Here is a 15,078-nt window from a genome sequence, read left to right on the forward strand (position 1 = left end):
CTCTCGCGGTCAAAACTTGAGTGAAATCAAGAACTTCGGCAGATTTTTCGCGCATGATCGCGGCGGGATTTCAACAGTTTGGGAATGTGGTTAACGGGGAACAGAAAGCCCCCGTTCCCGCTTGGGAGACCACTTTTCCACTCACTAATTTTTGCTTTTGGCCTCAGCGCTACAAGTCGGACGGCATTCGAAGGACCTCTTGGAAATGAGTGAATCCAGAAAGGTAGTTTCCCTCTCAGAGAAAAGTGGAGCGCGAAATATTTCTGCATCAGGTAAGCCCCCTGTTCTGCCCGCCGCAGTAACAATGCTGAAAGACAAAGCGACGGCACAGCTGCTGGAGCGGATTAAAGCGCTGTTTGGCAAGGTGGATGATTCCCTGTTTGCAATGGCCGAGCGAGCTCATGGCCAGGAGGAGCAGGATGGGCTTTTCCAGGCACTGCGCCTGCTGCGCGTTGAGCGCCGCAATATTGCCGAGCACTTTATCCAGAACGTCTCCCGCGCTTTTCAGGTCCGCCAGGAAGAAAAGACGGAAAGCAGTTTCGCCTCAGATAACCTGTCGCTGGTTCACAACGATGACCTGGAGCAGTTGGTCGCTGCCGATACCATGGTGGCCAATGCCAAGCGCGATTTCGCCGAGCCCCTTACCGAGCTGTGCATGAGGCTCGATACGCTATACTCCGTCAAGGTGTACGACAAGAACAACCCTCTGGGGCCAGACGTAATCTGTGACGCCTTTGTAGAGGCGATTCAGGATCTGGACCTCTTTATCCGCGCTCGCCTCACCCTGCTGAAAAAGTTCGAGCAGGTGGTCATGCTGCAGCTGCGGGACTTCTATGAATTTTGTAACCAATTACTTGTAGAGCAGGGCGTACTGCCATCTCTGCGTGAGCAGCAGCGAGTAGCCAGGCAGCGCTCGGCCTACAACGGTGCTCCCCACGCCGCCAGTGCCCCCACTGGTAGTGCCGGCGGTGTAGAGGCTGGCAGCCAGCCAGTACAAGGTGGAGTCGCAGCTACGGGGCACTTCCCTCCAGGATTGGTGCCCGCAGCCGCAGGTGTTACTCCAATGCCTGCAGGGGATCTGCTTTCCCACTTGGGCGCGCTGCAAAGTGGCAGCCACTATCAAGGTGGAAGTGCGGTACAGCTTTTGAATGTGGGCGAATTGCTACAGCAGCGCTTGGTGGATTCCAACCAAGCTGCTTCGCTGGCAAAAGTCGATAGCGATGTGATCAAGCTGGTAGAGATGTTGTTTTCCTTTATCCTGGAGGACCGCAGCCTTGCCACCCAAATCAAATCACTTCTGGGCCGCCTGCAACTGCCGCTGTTGAAAGTAGCCATTGCAGACAAATCATTTTTCAGTAAAGGCGGCCACCCTGCGCGCAAATTGCTGAACGAGTTGGCCGATGCCGCTACCGGATGGCAGGCGGGGGATAACTACGAATCCGATCCCCTGTACAAAGAGATATCCGAAATTGTTGAGCGCGTGCTTAATGAGTTTGATCGGGATATCAATATCTTTGCCGTTTTGCTGGAATCCCTGCGCGAATTTATCGTCCGCGAGCGCAAGCGTGCCGAGATGTTGGAGCGCCGCGTGGTGGATGAGGCTGATGGTCGGGCTAAAACCCAAGCTGCCCGCGCACGGGTTGCCGCAGTAATGGATGCCTTGGTTGCAGAGCGGGATCTGCCACAGGTGGTGCAGGATTGGTTGAACAAAGTTTGGAACAACGTGCTGTTCCTGACCTGTGTCAAAGAGGGGACAGAGAGCGACGCCTGGAACCGCGACGTGCGCACAGCGAGAGATCTCGTGTGGAGTGTGCAGGCCCCAATGCCGGATTCCCGCAAACAGTTATTGAGCTTACTGCCTGTTTTGCAGGAGAGATTGCGCGAGGGAATTGAGGCGCTTTCCTATAACGCTTTCGAAGCGCGTACCCTTTTCACCGGCCTCAAAGAAGTTTATCGCGAGCGCTTTGCCCTGGCCCAGCAATTGGCGGAGCAGCGTGAACGTGAAGTGGCAGAGCAGGTTGCCCGCGAAGTGCGCGCAGCGAAATCTGCTGAGCCTAATGTTGCTGACAAGCCTGTTGCCCCTGTCGTGGAGCAGGAAACTGCTGCTGATGCTGGATTCGCTGATGTTACTGAAGCTACGGTTGATGAAGCTGCAGTGACTGAAGCGGTTATTGCAGAAGCCGTGGTTACCCAGGAAGTGATTTCAGACACTGCCGAAGACCAACTTCCAGATGAGCCAGCTGAAGTTCCTGTTGAAGCTGTCCAAGCCGAGCCCCAGGAAGTGGCCGTGCCGCAGATGGAAGAGCTTGAGCAGGCAGTTGCTGAAGCAGAGGTGGCTGCACCGGAGCAGGGTGGACTGGCCCCCCTTGACGAAGATGATCCCCACTGGCAGATGACCTTCCGCCTGGCACAGGGCAGTTGGTTCGAGCTGAAGCGCTCTGAGGACGAGCAGTTCCGTTGTCGTCTGGCGGCGGTAATTCGCGATATCGACCAATTTATCTTCGTTAATCGCAATGGCGCCAAAGTCGCTGAATTCGCCCGACTAGAGCTGGCCCATGCGCTGCGTTCGGCGCAACTGTTGCCGCTAGATGACGGCATGTTGTTTGAGCGGGCGCTGCAGTCCGTAATTGGCAATGTGCGCAAGAAGCGCAGTGAGCAGCGCTAATTTTCAGGAATGTAACGAGCGGACGTTGAGTATTTAGCAGGGATACTCAGTGGCCAGTGGTTTTCCGCAAGTTATGTCGCGATACTGCTCCGATCAGATTGGCATATCGATCAACGCTTCCATAGAATGGTAACTGCTGAAGCCTCGGGCGATACCGGGGCTATCAATAGGTTGCAGCGGAGATCGCAGATTGAAATATCAAGTGGAGTCTGGCTGGTTGGCGGGCGCGCGCCGGGTTCCGAGTCCTCATTGCAATAGCCGCCCGGAAGACTGTGCGGTGGATCTATTGGTGATTCACAGTATCAGCTTGCCGCCCGGACAGTATGGCGGCCCCTACATTGATGCCTTTTTCCTGGGGCAGTTGGATATCGATGCACACCCCTATTTTGCCGATATTGCTGCGTTACAGGTGTCCGCGCATATTTTGATCGACCGCGATGGCCTGGTGACTCAATACGTGCCCCTTGATCGGCGTGCCTGGCACGCGGGCAAGTCCGAATTTAAAGGTCGCGCTAACTGCAATGATTTTTCCATTGGTATTGAGCTGGAAGGTTTGGATACCGATATTTACACCGACTCCCAATATCACGCACTTGCCGAGGTGAGTGCTGCGATTATGCAAGCTTATCCCGCTATTGATATCGATAGAATTGCCAGTCATTCGGATATTGCTCCCGGAAGGAAATTGGACCCGGGCCCGGGGTTTGACTGGGAGCGCTACCTCAACAAGCTGAAAGAAATCGTCTGATACCCAGTAGCGGACTTTAAAAGTGGGAAGAGTTTCTGTAATAGAAGCCGCAGCACGATTTTGATAACTGAAACAGTCCCGGATTATTTATGACTCTGTTAATTGTTCTGATCACCGTTGCCCTGGTGCAAATCTGGGGTTCAGGGGCTCCGTTACATCGCGATGGTTGGTTCAGTCGCTGGAGTCAGTATTTACAGGCGTTGCCCAGCATTAATAGCAATAATGGTCTGCTGCTTGGTGTCACTATCCTGGTTCCAGTATTGATCTCTGCAATTGCGATGACGCTGGCAGAGGGCGCTGCGGGCGGTCTGGGCTACTTGCTGTTGGGGGTGCCACTGCTGCTCTATTGTCTCGGTCGCGGCAACTTCAACGATATCGTCGCAAACTACCTGCGCCACTGGTATAGCGGAGACCTGGAAGGTGCCACCAAAGCGGCGGCGCCCATTTTGCGCGAGTTACACGAAGCGCCCTCCGATGACACTTGTTTGCATGAGCAGGTATTTCGCGGCGCTGCCTACTGCGCCTTTGAGAGACTCTTCGCCGTGCTGTTCTGGTTTATTTTGCTGGGTATTCCCGGGGCTGTACTCTTCCGCTTGAGTGCTTTGTACGCAGAAAATACCCGGGGCTCCTCCGAAGAAGCGACGGCGGCGCGTTGGTTGTGGTTGTTGGAATGGCTGCCGGTCCGTGTGATGGGGCTGAGCTTTGCCATTGTGGGTAACTTTGCCGGTTGTTACCGCGCCTGGCGCCGGGTGTTGATGTGTCGTGAGAGCCATACCGATCAGGTTCTCGAGGCTTACCTGGAGGGGGCTCTCGGTGGTATTGACGCCAGTGAGTGCAGTGGTGGCTCCGATCTGTCTCAGATGCAGCGCCAAAGTGGTGCGGAGATTGAGGGGCTGCAAGCGCTGCTATCCCGAACCTTGCTTCTGTGGATCACTGGTTTGGCCCTTCTGGTTCTGTTTATCTAAGGAGCCTCTGAATAATTCCGTAGTGCCCGCACTATCGCCCCAGAGCTACTTTTGTCTTTTGGGGCGATTGTTGAATTTGTCGCCATTTTCAAAATTTTCTCTCCTTCCTATCTTGACTTATCCCCCCCTTCCTACGAAATTGCGCGCCCCAGCGGCCGGACTTCGGTGCTTTGCCATATCAATAAAGCGAAGCTAGTCATTGCCTGCGACGGCTTATACTCATTGGAGGAAGTAAGGTTTGGAAGTTTCGGTATTGGAACCGCAAATGTTGTCAGATCTGGCTAGGGCAAACGATTGGAACGCAGCCACATTAGTGGCGGGCTTGCGAACCTATTTTCGCAGCGGCAGCACCACTGAATTGAGTTGGCGGCGCAAGCAACTGTCTCAGCTGCGCAAGATGATCTCCGAGAACGAGGCACATTTTGTCCAAGCCCTTCACGATGATTTGCGCAAAGCTCCCCAGGAAAGCTACCTCACTGAAATTTCATTTCTCTACAACGATATCGATCACACCTTGAAGTCCCTGAAGAAATGGGTGCGCCCGCGCAAGGTCCAATCGCCGATGATGACCCAGCCGGCCAAGAGCTATGTGCAACCGGAGCCGCTGGGTGTTGTGCTGATTATCGGTGCCTGGAATTATCCGCTGCAATTATTGTTATCGCCGCTGGTACCGGCGATTGCCGCCGGCAATTGTGCGGTGGTAAAGCCCTCTGAGTTATCCCCCGCAACCTCCCGGTTAATCGCAGAACTATTACCGCGTTACCTCGACAATGATGCCTTTGCGTGTGTCGAAGGTGGTGTGGCAGAAACCACGGCGCTGCTGGAGCAGCGCTGGGACCATATTATGTACACCGGCGGTGGCCGGGTCGGCAAAATCATAATGAGTGCGGCGGCTAAATACCTGACTCCGGTAACCCTGGAACTCGGCGGAAAGAGCCCTTGTATTGTTGCCGATGATGCCAACTTGGAAGTGGCTGCACGGCGAATTGCCTGGGGTAAATTTACCAATGCGGGGCAGACTTGTATCGCCCCGGACTATGTTCTCTGTAGTCGGCGGACAGCCGATCGGTTCACCCCCATGTTGCAGCGGGTGCTCTGGGAAATGTATGGGGAGCATCCGCGAGAATCTGCTGACTATGGGCGCATTGTTAACAGCCAGCACACCCTTCGCCTGTCGGATTACCTGGGGGATGGAGAGGTGGTATTTGGCGGTGAAGTCGATGTGGACGACTGCTATATGGCGCCCACCATAATGCGCAACATCAATCTCTCTGCGGGAGTTATGCAGGAGGAGATCTTTGGTCCGATACTCCCCATTATTGAACTGGATGATTTCTCCAAAGCGGAGGAGTTTGTCAATGAGCGAGAGAAGCCCCTGGCCCTGTATGTATTTACCCAGGATGAAGCATTGGCGGATCGGATTCTATCCCGTTGCAGCTCCGGCAACGCCTGTGTGAATGACTGTATGATGTTTATGCTGGCCCAGGACCTGCCTTTTGGAGGCGTCGGTGCCAGCGGTATGGGGTCCTACCATGGAGAGCATGGCTTCCGCACCTTCAGTCATTACAAGGCCGTCATGCGGCGCAGAAATATCCTAGATATCGATATACGATATGCACCCTTCAACGACAGGAAAATGAAATTCCTGCGTATGCTCAGCAAATAATTCCTTATCGACAGGCACGGTTTTCCACTGTGCCTGCTCCGTAGAACACTGGATGTTATCGGCGGTGGATAAGCTGGATTATTCCCATGTAGTCGAAAAGGATACACAGTGTTATGCCCCTGGATCGCAACGAGATACCTGCCAGTGAGGATGTATTTAGTGCCGCACAAAATATTGCAGGCATGGTACACGAGACCCCTCTGCTCAGCTCTCGGCAGCTGAACGAGCTGACGGGCGCCAATTTGTGGTTTAAGTGTGAGCACTTGCAGAAAGTGGGCGCCTTTAAAGCGCGGGGCGCGGCTAATGCGCTTTCGCTACTCCCGGACGGGGTCGAGGAAGTTGCCACCCATTCGTCCGGTAATCACGGTGCGGCGCTCGCCTGGGCAGCAGCCCAGCGGGGATTGGCCTGCACGGTGGTGATGCCCGAAACGGCTCCCAAGACAAAACGCATGGCGGTTGAGGGGTATGGTGCCAAAGTGGTGACTTCGGGCCCCAGCCTGGCTGATCGCGAATCCACTTTGGCAAAGGTACTTGAGGAAACCGGTGCGCACGAAGTCCCGCCCTATGACGATAAGCGCATTATTGCAGGGCAGGGCACTGTAGCCATGGAAGTGCTCAAGCAAAGTCGCGAACAGGGCTTTGCTCCAGACGTTATTGTGGCGCCAGTGGGAGGCGGTGGACTTTTGTCCGGCGTGGGATTGGCTATGGCTGCGCTTGCCCCCGATATCCTGGTAATTGGTGCGGAACCCGCCGGAGCGGATGATGCCCAGCGTTCACTGCGCGGTGGCGTTCATATCACCACACAACAACCCGATACGATCGCCGATGGTCTGCGCACAACATTGGGCGGCAAAAATTACGCCGTTATTGAGCGCACGGTGCGGGATATTGTGACAGTCAGCGAAGCTGGTATCGTCAATGCGATGCGGCTATTGTGGACGCGAACCAAACAGCTGGTAGAACCGTCGGCTGCGGTGGGTCTCGCTGCGATCATTGAGCACAGCGCGCGCTTTCGCAATAAGAATGTCGTGGTTGTTCTGACCGGCGGAAATATGGATCTGGACAAAGTAGGCCCACTGCTGTCCAGTGAAGAAAACTAAAAGGGGAACTGGGATATGAGCCATTTATTGAAAAAGGGCGGCCGGGGTTTGGCCGGGTTGCTTTGTGCTGCTGCGCTGTCACTGACTGGAACCAACGCGATTGCTGAGAAGCTGACACTGTCATCCAGCTCCTTACAAGCTGGAAAGAAAATGCCCATGGCTCATGTTTATGGCAGCTGCGGCGGTGAGAACCTGTCTCCCCAATTGAGCTGGAGTGGGGTACCGGAGGGCACAAAGAGTTTTGCTATTACCGCTTACGATCCCGACGCGCCCACCGGCAGTGGTTGGTGGCACTGGGTGGTATTTAATATCCCAGTGGATACTACCAATCTTCCGGAAGGGGCCGGTGACCTGAAAAACGGCCTGATTCCAGAAGCAGTGCAGGGGCGCAATGATTATGGTAATTCCGGTTACGGTGGTGCCTGCCCGCCCAAGGGGCACGGGGATCATCGCTATCGTTTTCGTGTCTATGCCCTGAAAGTGGAATCCCTGCCGCTGGATGAAAACACTTCTCCTGCTAAAGTTGGCTTCAATATCAATGCCAATAAGTTGGCCGAAGCGGAGCTGGAAGTTTTGTGGGGCCACTGAGTAAATAAACTAATTTAATACTCCGCTGTGCAGGAACACCTGTTGCAGCGGCTGAGGCTCTGGAGGCCCGCGCTTGACCAACTTACAAAAACAAATGACATGGGGGCAAGCGCTGGCCGCTTATTTGAAGCCCCGTGTACTCACCATGTTTTTCCTCGGCTTTTCCGCCGGCCTCCCATTACTGCTGGTTTTCTCTACTTTGACTGCCTGGCTGCGGGACTACGGTGTCAGCCGTACTGCCATCGGGTTTTTTGCCTGGGTGGGGATTACCTTTTCGATCAAGGTTCTCTGGGCCCCTATTGTCGATCAGCTGCGTCTGCCTTTTTTCACGGACAAATTGGGCAAGCGTCGGGGCTGGATGCTGGTATCCCAAATCGGGATAGCGATTGGCCTGATAGGTATGGCCAGTGTAAATCCCCAGCTCTCCCTGATGCACGTAGCCCTACTGGCCCTGTGGGTGGCTTTCTGTTCGGCCTCTCAAGATGTGGCGATTGATGCCTATCGAATTGAGGCCATGGATGACGACTATCAGGGCGCTATGGCTGCCAATTATGTATTTGGCTATCGGGTGGCAATGCTGATAGCCGGAGCGGGCGCCCTGTTTATTGCGGATATCTTTAGCTGGTCCGGTGCTTATCTTGCGATGGCTGGATTGATGGGGGTGGGCCTGATTACCACCCTGATTATTGCCGAGCCCGATCACAGCAAGGTAAACAAAGAAGCCGATGAGCTGCAAAGCGAGTGGGCCCAGCGTCTGTTGGGCAAGGGGGAGCACGGTCGCTTGAAACAGTGGTTTATTCGCGCCGTGGCCTGCCCCTTTATCGAGTTTTTTCAGCGCAATGGCCGCTTTGCAATCATTCTTTTGTTATTTATCGGCATCTTCCGTTTAAGTGATATTGCGATGGGGGTGATGGCCAACCCTTTCTATTTGGATCTGGGTTTTACCAAAACGGAAATTGCTGAAATCAGTAAGCTGTTTGGCTTCTTCTGTACCATTATCGGTTCCTTTCTAGGCGGGCTGTTAGTGGTGCGATACGGTGTTGTGCGTCCGCTGATACTGGGTTCGGTTATGGTCGCCTGCACCAACCTGTTATTTGCCCAACTCGCTGTGATCGGTCCCGATAAAGCCTGGTTGGCGCTGGTAATTAGTGCGGACAACATCAGTGGAGGAATTGCCAATGCGATACTGATCGCGTTTCTCTCCAGTCTTGCCAATAAAGCTTATACCGCCACTCAATATGCTTTGTTTAGCTCCCTGATGACCTTGCCGGGGAAATTTATCAGTGGTTTTTCCGGCATAGTGGTGGATGCTCAGGGTTATGCCTACTTCTTTATTTATGCGGCGCTTATGGGAATACCAGCCATTGTGCTGTCCATTTATTTCTGGCGCCGCGAGCAGCGCGACTGGCCGGGAGAAGAAGTTCAGCCGGGAGCGGGCACTACCTAAGGTTTACAGGGATGCTATTTCCTCTCTAAGAGTACATCCCGAATTCAGCTCTTTTCTAAATCCCTATGTCATATCAAAACTCTTCGCCGGGCATTCTGCCCGGCTTGTGTCTATGGTGGTTGTAAAGGTGAAACCCACCCCTCCATAGACTCGCCCTTATGTTCGATTGTGTGTCTGTTGCCTGTTGGGTCGGGTATCACTGGTAGATGATGCTCAGCGAATAAAAGCGACAAACTATGGCCCACGAAACCATCCGGGAGGCGGTGTTTAATCGGCGCATGCTGATTTGTATTGGCACCGGTTTCTCTTCGGGGATGCCTCTTTTTGTATTGATACAGTTGGTGCCCGCTTGGCTGCGTACCGAAGGCGTGGATCTGGCCACTATCGGTATTTTTGCATTGCTCGGATTGCCCTATACGTGGAAATTTATCTGGTCTCCATTGATGGAGCGCTACGCATTCCCGATGCTAGGCCGCCGGCGGGGCTGGATGCTGGTAATGCAGCTGTTACTGATTGTTTCCATTGGCGTCCTGGGGATGTTCAGTCCCCAGTTTGATATTTGGTCAATTGCCGCAATTTGCTTTGCCGTGGCTTTTTTTAGCGCCAGCCAGGATATAGTCCTGGATGCTTTCCGACGCGAGATTCTGCCAGACCAGGAGTTGGGCCTGGGCAATTCCTTTCACGCCAACGCCTATCGTATTTCCGGCTTGATTCCGGGATCCCTCAGCTTGATCCTGTCGGACCACCTGGCCTGGGACCAGGTGTTTATGATTACTGCGGCCTTTATGTTGATTGCCGTCTTTATGACCTTGATGGTCGCTGAGCCAGACCATCCAGCAGGTCGTCCTAAATCTTTGCGCGAGGCCATTGTTTTACCCTTCGTCGAATTCTTTAATCGCAATGGCGTAAAACAGGCGGTGCTCGTACTGGCCTTTATGTTTTTGTACAAGCTCGGCGATAGCATGGCTACGGCACTGGCGACGCCTTATTACCTGGATATGGGATATTCCAATACGGATATCGGCATAGTGGCAAAGAATGCCGGTCTGTGGCCTGCGGTAATTGGCGGTTTCTTTGGCGGCTTATTAATTGTGAAGATCGGGATTAATAAGTGCCTATGGATTTTCGGGGTGGTACAGCTGGTTTCAATTTTCGGATTTATGATTTTGTCTGAAGTGAATGGCGAGCTGGTGGGCACTCCAGATTTCAATCCGAGCCTCTGGCTATTGGCGATAGTAATTGCCTTTGAGTATCTTGGGGTGGGGTTGGGGACAGCGGTGTTTATTGCATTTATCGCCCGAACTACCAGCAAGTTGCACACCGCGACTCAATTTGCCTTGTTTACTGCCTTGACCTCGCTCCCGCGCACCTTCGCCAATGCCTCCACTGGCTATTTGGTGGAGGGAATGGGGTGGACACATTTCTTTCTCCTGTGTGCCGTTCTGGCGGTGCCTGGAATGATCCTGTTATTTTGGGTCGCGCCCTGGGGGGCTGATGAGGTAGCGTAGTTTTCTGTCTGCGATTGGGGCTAAGGTTTCCAGCGGTATTTGCCCATATCCACTCGCCCTTTCAGCAGTATGACCCCCTCTCTTTCCAGTTTTTCACGCTGGCGGCTGGCGCCGGGTTCCGGCAGGGAGATGCGCCCCTGGGCGTTAATCACCCGGTGCCAGGGTAGCTTGGTACCCCGGGGTAATTTACGCAGAGTCTGACCTGCAAGTCTCGCAGCGCGTGGGTAGCCGGCCATCTCAGCCAAGTCCCCGTAGGTGACAACCCGCCCTTTGGGGATTGCCGCCAAGGCTTGGCATATTCTTTCCAGGGAGTTCTGTTTTTCCATAAAAAGCTCTAAATATCGGCGAATCACGCCAATTGGGCGCAATTTTTTACTTTGTAATCTCCAGAAAATGAGATTTTTATTCGCCATTTATGGATACTTTACCAGCTCGCAAGGTCACAGTCCCCAGGGCGCGAAAGCCTCTGCTGTGACGGCGTGCCACATGATTCTAGTTGTGGCATCATGGTGCGATTGTTGAAGCTGTTTGCACCGTTCATACTCCTAAAAAGTCCAAGGTTTCTTAGTGGTTTTATCGACACGACTCCCCAGGTTCTTTGCTCGAACTCTCTTATTTCTTGTGCCCTTCCAGGCCTATGCCGGTGTGCTGACCCTGGAAAATGGCGATCGTATTCAGGGCGAGTTGGTGCTGGTAGAGAAGGATCAGGTTACTTGGAAGTCAGAGACTTTTGGTGAGGTTAAAGTCGACAAATCCAAAGTGGTGTCGATGGACATCGATACCGATATCAAAATTGCAGGCAGGGATGAACCCTGTACCTTAGCCGGCCACCGCCAGGAGCGTTGGGAAGTGTACTGCGCTGAAGGGCGCGGTTGGTTGATCGATTTCCCCGGTATTGAGCGGGCAGAACCCTACAGTACATTTACCACCAGTCCGGTGTTATTCAGCGGTGATGTTACCGCCGGGGGCGTATTTGAGAGCGGTAACCGTGAGCGTGAAGACCTCGATGCCAGTATAAACTTGGATATCCGCCATGGAGATTTTAACCACTTGATGGGGGCGGTTTACCAGAACCAGGAAAGTGAAGAAGATGGTGACCTGGAAAAATACCAGCTCAATTATGATCTTCGCTGGATATTTGCTGAGAAGTGGTTTGCCGCGGCTAATAGTGAGCTGGAAAGGGAGGAGGCTCAGAACTTAGACCTGGGAACTACGCTCGGTCTCGGTATGGGTTATCTGTTTTACGATACTAGTAAAACCACTTTTTCCCTCGAAGGTGGTGTGAGTAGCCTGCATGAGAGCTTTATCGATGAAGAGTTGAGTGAAGACCAGGATGAGCGCTATGTCGCCGGTCGAATTGCACTTAACTACCGCTACAAGTTTTCCCTTGGGCCGGAAATTTATTTCGACCAGGAAACCTTACAATCCTTTGATCACAGTAACGACTACGAAGCTAACGCCAAGCTGGGGGTGCGCACACCGCTGGTTGAAGGCGTGCTGATGGAGATCGGTTACGAGTGGCAGTACGACAATACGCCCTCCCTGGAAAGTGAAAAAGAAGATACCAAAGTGACCGTTGGTGTCGGTTACGAATGGTAATTCCCCCTCGAGCCTGCATAGGGCAGGATCGAAGGCAGTCATAAACGATAAATCTAAAAAACGAGCGACGACGAGGAGTTCAATATGCAAATCGCTGACAGTATTGTTGCGATTACCGGTGCGGGCCAGGGGTTGGGCCGAGCTATGGCCGAGTATCTGGCTGCGCGAGGCGCCCGCCTGGCCCTGATCGATGTTAATGAGGAAGGCCTGAAAGACAGCGTTGCAGCTTGTGAAAAGCTCAGTGCTGAGGCTCGCAGCTACTTGATCAATGTTGCCGATGAGGAAGCGGTGGACTCCGGTTTTGCGAAAATCGCAGCAGACTTTGGCGGGCTCCAGGTTCTGGTTAATAACGCCGGCATTATGCGCGATGGCATGTTGCTCAAGTGTAAAGACGGCAAAGTGACAGATCGCATGTCCCTGGCACAGTGGCAGTCTGTGATCGATGTGAACCTTACCGGTGTATTCCTTTGTGGCCGTGCTGCAGCGGGCATTATGGCGGAGAGCGGTAAGGGTGGGGTGATGGTCAATATCTCCAGTTTGTCCCGTGCGGGCAATATGGGGCAGACCAACTACTCCGCCAGTAAAGCGGGTGTTGCAGCGATGACGGTATCCTGGGCACGCGAACTGGCGCGCTACGGCGTGCGTGTTGCCGGGATTGCCCCGGGTTTTATCGGCACCGATATGGTTGCGCAGATGCGCCCTGAGATTCTTGAGAGTCTGGTAAAACAAGTGCCCCTGCGCAGGTTGGGTGAGCAGGATGAGATCGCCTCGACAGTAGCGTTTATTCTGGAGAACGACTACGTCACCGGTCGAGTGATAGATATTGATGGCGGAGCGCGCTTGTAAGCTTCCCTCTTTCCCAGCATAAAAAGGGTGAACTGAGTTCACCCTTTTTTGATTCCGCAATTAGTTTCTTGATTTACAGCAAATAGTGCTTTAACTCAAACGCGTAACACCATCGGCGCGGAACTTCGAATACATTAGCTGCCATAGCTGAAGTGTGCGCCCCCGGAATGCACCGGCGTAAGATAGTAGATAGTAGCGCCACATCCTGTAGAAGCGCTGGCCGTAGCGATCGGCAAAGCGCGGCCAGTTTTTCTCAAAGTTTTCATGCCAGGCCATTAGGGTTTTATCGTAGTAGTATCCAAAGTTGTGCAGGTCTTCGCACACTAGCAAGCGATCGGTCGCGTCGCCCAGCTGTCCTACGGAAGGTAGCTCACCACCTGGGAATATATATTTTTCTGTCCACAAGTCCGTAGATGCGGTGCGCTGGTTGTTGCCGATCGTATGTAACATCATCAACCCATCTTTGTTCAGACAGCGCGCTGCTGTTTCCATAAATGTTCGGTAGTTCTTGCGGCCGACATGCTCAAACATCCCTACGCTGGCGATGCGGTCGAAGGGTTCTTTGAGTTCTCTATAGTCCTGAAGGCGAACAGTAATTGGCAGTTCACCATAGCGCTCTGTCACATAGGCTTTTTGCTCTCGGGAAATCGTAATCCCAACACACTCCACTTGATACTTTTGCGCGGCATAGCTAACCAGGCTACCCCAGCCACAGCCAATATCCAGCAAGCGCATCCCGGGTTTCAATTCCAGCTTGCGGCAAATCAGGTCCAGCTTGGCTTCCTGGGCTTGGTCGAGGGTTTCAGCCTCTTTCCAATAGCCGCAGCTGTACGTAAGCCGATTGTCGAGCATGGCACTATAGAATTCGTTGCCCAGGTCGTAGTGTTGCTCTCCCACATTAAACGAGCGGTTTTTGCTCTGTAGATTCATCAGATAGCTGCGTGTGGCGCGCCAAAAGTAGCGCCAGTTCTTGATACTGTGATGAATCTCAGCACTGAGTAACCGGTGGAAGAATTGATCCAGGTCTTGGACATCCCAATCGCCGCGCATATAGGACTCACCCAGGCCCAAGCTGTGCCGGGCGATGACCTCATCAAGGGCTGCTTCCCGGTGGAGTTGCAGGTCCCAAGGTCTTTCCCCGTTAATTTGAATGTCCGCTTTCGCCAATATATCGTCCACTAAGTGGCGACTGCGTCCGATGGCTGGCACTTCTATAGCATCCTGTTGCTCGCTTGCCATTCAATCCTTCCTCTCTCCAGTTACTGTGGGGTGGAATAAGGCGCCCTTGAATAATTTGCCTCCCCACTCCATTTACTACAGCATATTGAAAAAACCATGATCGTCCCGGCTCTCAGCGAAGCTGGTTAACTAGGAATTTCCGCAATGCGCCCATTATTACTTCTATTTATAGCCCTACCTGTACTCGAAATGTGGGTGTTGATTGCCGTAGGGAGTGAAATTGGCGCCCTGCCAACGATTGGCCTGGTCATTTTGACCGCAGTGGTAGGAGTGACACTGCTTCGCCGCCAGGGGATCTCTACCCTGATGCGGGCCCAGGAGAAGATGCAGGCTGGAAATATTCCCGCCAAAGAGATGGTTGAGGGGATATTCCTCGCGGTGGGTGGTGTGCTGTTGCTCACCCCGGGCTTTATCACTGATTTCTTCGGCTTTATCTGCTTGATACCGGGGCTCAGGAACCTGTTGCTCGGTTTTATCCTTCGCCATGTCAAAGTGGTTCCCCCGCAGAATTTTAACCAGTCGCCAAATCACAAGCGTGGTGACGACATTATCGAGGGGGAGTATTCGCGGGATGAAAAGCGTCCGGGAGAAGGTAAACACTCCGTTGAAGACAAGCGCCCCAAGCCTTAATTAGATCAAAAAGTGGACAAAATGCCCGTCGTGAGAATTTGCTTTGCAGTTTTTTCACCTGATGGTGTTGAAATCCT

At 53.3% G+C, this 15,078-nt stretch carries 13 protein-coding genes; 11 read left to right on the forward strand and 2 right to left on the reverse strand.

The genetic code is table 11. From position 1 onward, the window contains the following. Nucleotides 1-205: 205 nt before the first annotated feature. The 8 genes from ACJJIM_RS02810 (at nt 206) to ACJJIM_RS02845 (ending at nt 10,687) form a co-directional block, all read left to right on the forward strand. Entirely contained in the window at nt 206-2,665 is a 2,460-nt protein-coding gene (locus ACJJIM_RS02810; RefSeq protein WP_444912293.1) for a DUF1631 domain-containing protein, read from the forward strand. Between the two features lie 190 nt (nt 2,666-2,855). After that, a complete protein-coding gene (gene ampD / locus ACJJIM_RS02815) occupies nt 2,856-3,413 on the forward strand; it encodes a 1,6-anhydro-N-acetylmuramyl-L-alanine amidase AmpD (RefSeq protein ID WP_444912294.1) in 558 nt (185 codons plus the stop codon). An 89-nt stretch (nt 3,414-3,502) separates the two neighbouring features. After that, complete coding sequence (ampE, locus tag ACJJIM_RS02820; RefSeq protein WP_444912295.1) at nt 3,503-4,378, forward strand: regulatory signaling modulator protein AmpE; 876 nt, start codon at nt 3,503-3,505, stop codon at nt 4,376-4,378. A gap of 238 nt (nt 4,379-4,616) precedes the next feature. Continuing rightward, entirely contained in the window at nt 4,617-6,044 is a 1,428-nt protein-coding gene (locus ACJJIM_RS02825; RefSeq protein WP_444912296.1) for an aldehyde dehydrogenase family protein, read from the forward strand. A gap of 113 nt (nt 6,045-6,157) precedes the next feature. Beyond that, nucleotides 6,158-7,144 carry a threonine ammonia-lyase gene (locus ACJJIM_RS02830; RefSeq protein ID WP_444894885.1) on the forward strand — a complete coding sequence of 329 codons (987 nt, stop codon included), beginning with the start codon at nt 6,158-6,160 and terminating at the stop codon, nt 7,142-7,144. Between the two features lie 15 nt (nt 7,145-7,159). Continuing rightward, nucleotides 7,160-7,732, forward strand: coding sequence for a YbhB/YbcL family Raf kinase inhibitor-like protein (locus tag ACJJIM_RS02835; RefSeq protein WP_444912297.1), 573 nt, complete (start codon nt 7,160-7,162; stop codon nt 7,730-7,732). A gap of 73 nt (nt 7,733-7,805) precedes the next feature. Then, nucleotides 7,806-9,179 carry an AmpG family muropeptide MFS transporter gene (locus ACJJIM_RS02840; protein WP_444912298.1) on the forward strand — a complete coding sequence of 458 codons (1,374 nt, stop codon included), beginning with the start codon at nt 7,806-7,808 and terminating at the stop codon, nt 9,177-9,179. A gap of 236 nt (nt 9,180-9,415) precedes the next feature. Then, entirely contained in the window at nt 9,416-10,687 is a 1,272-nt protein-coding gene (locus tag ACJJIM_RS02845) for an AmpG family muropeptide MFS transporter (protein ID WP_413664716.1), read from the forward strand. A 20-nt stretch (nt 10,688-10,707) separates the two neighbouring features. Here the strand turns inward: ACJJIM_RS02845 and ACJJIM_RS02850 are convergent, their stop codons facing one another. Then, nucleotides 10,708-11,013, reverse strand: coding sequence for an MGMT family protein (locus ACJJIM_RS02850; protein ID WP_444912299.1), 306 nt, complete (start codon nt 11,011-11,013; stop codon nt 10,708-10,710). A gap of 241 nt (nt 11,014-11,254) precedes the next feature. Here ACJJIM_RS02850 and ACJJIM_RS02855 point away from each other — a divergent pair, with 241 nt between their 5' ends. Together ACJJIM_RS02855 and ACJJIM_RS02860 are read left to right on the forward strand one after the other, a co-directional pair. Then, a complete protein-coding gene (locus ACJJIM_RS02855) occupies nt 11,255-12,286 on the forward strand; it encodes a DUF481 domain-containing protein (RefSeq protein ID WP_444912300.1) in 1,032 nt (343 codons plus the stop codon). A gap of 84 nt (nt 12,287-12,370) precedes the next feature. Beyond that, a complete protein-coding gene (locus tag ACJJIM_RS02860; RefSeq protein WP_444912301.1) occupies nt 12,371-13,132 on the forward strand; it encodes an SDR family oxidoreductase in 762 nt (253 codons plus the stop codon). Between the two features lie 90 nt (nt 13,133-13,222). Here ACJJIM_RS02860 and cfa read toward each other — a convergent pair whose 3' ends face one another. Continuing rightward, nucleotides 13,223-14,371 (reverse strand): cyclopropane fatty acyl phospholipid synthase, encoded by a 1,149-nt coding sequence (cfa, locus tag ACJJIM_RS02865; RefSeq protein ID WP_444912302.1) that lies wholly within the window; start codon nt 14,369-14,371, stop codon nt 13,223-13,225. Between the two features lie 144 nt (nt 14,372-14,515). Between cfa and ACJJIM_RS02870 the strand changes: the two genes are divergently transcribed. Next, the gene (locus ACJJIM_RS02870; RefSeq protein WP_444912303.1) at nt 14,516-15,001 is read left to right on the forward strand and encodes an FxsA family protein; all 486 of its coding nucleotides are present in this window, start codon (nt 14,516-14,518) and stop codon (nt 14,999-15,001) included. Nucleotides 15,002-15,078 lie beyond the last annotated feature (77 nt).

This window comes from Microbulbifer maximicatervae (SeqCode), assembly GCF_052467615.1.

Excerpts from the sequence above, each read along its gene's own strand:
- ACJJIM_RS02810 (WP_444912293.1), top strand. The coding sequence starts at position 206 with ATGAGTGAATCCAGAAAGGTAGTTTCCCTCTCAGAGAAAAGTGGAGCG.
- ampE (WP_444912295.1), top strand. The coding sequence starts at position 3,503 with ATGACTCTGTTAATTGTTCTGATCACCGTTGCCCTGGTGCAAATCTGG.
- ACJJIM_RS02830 (WP_444894885.1), top strand. The coding sequence starts at position 6,158 with ATGCCCCTGGATCGCAACGAGATACCTGCCAGTGAGGATGTATTTAGT.
- ACJJIM_RS02835 (WP_444912297.1), top strand. The coding sequence starts at position 7,160 with ATGAGCCATTTATTGAAAAAGGGCGGCCGGGGTTTGGCCGGGTTGCTT.
- ACJJIM_RS02845 (WP_413664716.1), top strand. The coding sequence starts at position 9,416 with ATGGCCCACGAAACCATCCGGGAGGCGGTGTTTAATCGGCGCATGCTG.
- ACJJIM_RS02850 (WP_444912299.1), bottom strand. The coding sequence starts at position 11,013 with ATGGAAAAACAGAACTCCCTGGAAAGAATATGCCAAGCCTTGGCGGCA.
- ACJJIM_RS02860 (WP_444912301.1), top strand. The coding sequence starts at position 12,371 with ATGCAAATCGCTGACAGTATTGTTGCGATTACCGGTGCGGGCCAGGGG.
- cfa (WP_444912302.1), bottom strand. The coding sequence starts at position 14,371 with ATGGCAAGCGAGCAACAGGATGCTATAGAAGTGCCAGCCATCGGACGC.
- ACJJIM_RS02870 (WP_444912303.1), top strand. The coding sequence starts at position 14,516 with ATGCGCCCATTATTACTTCTATTTATAGCCCTACCTGTACTCGAAATG.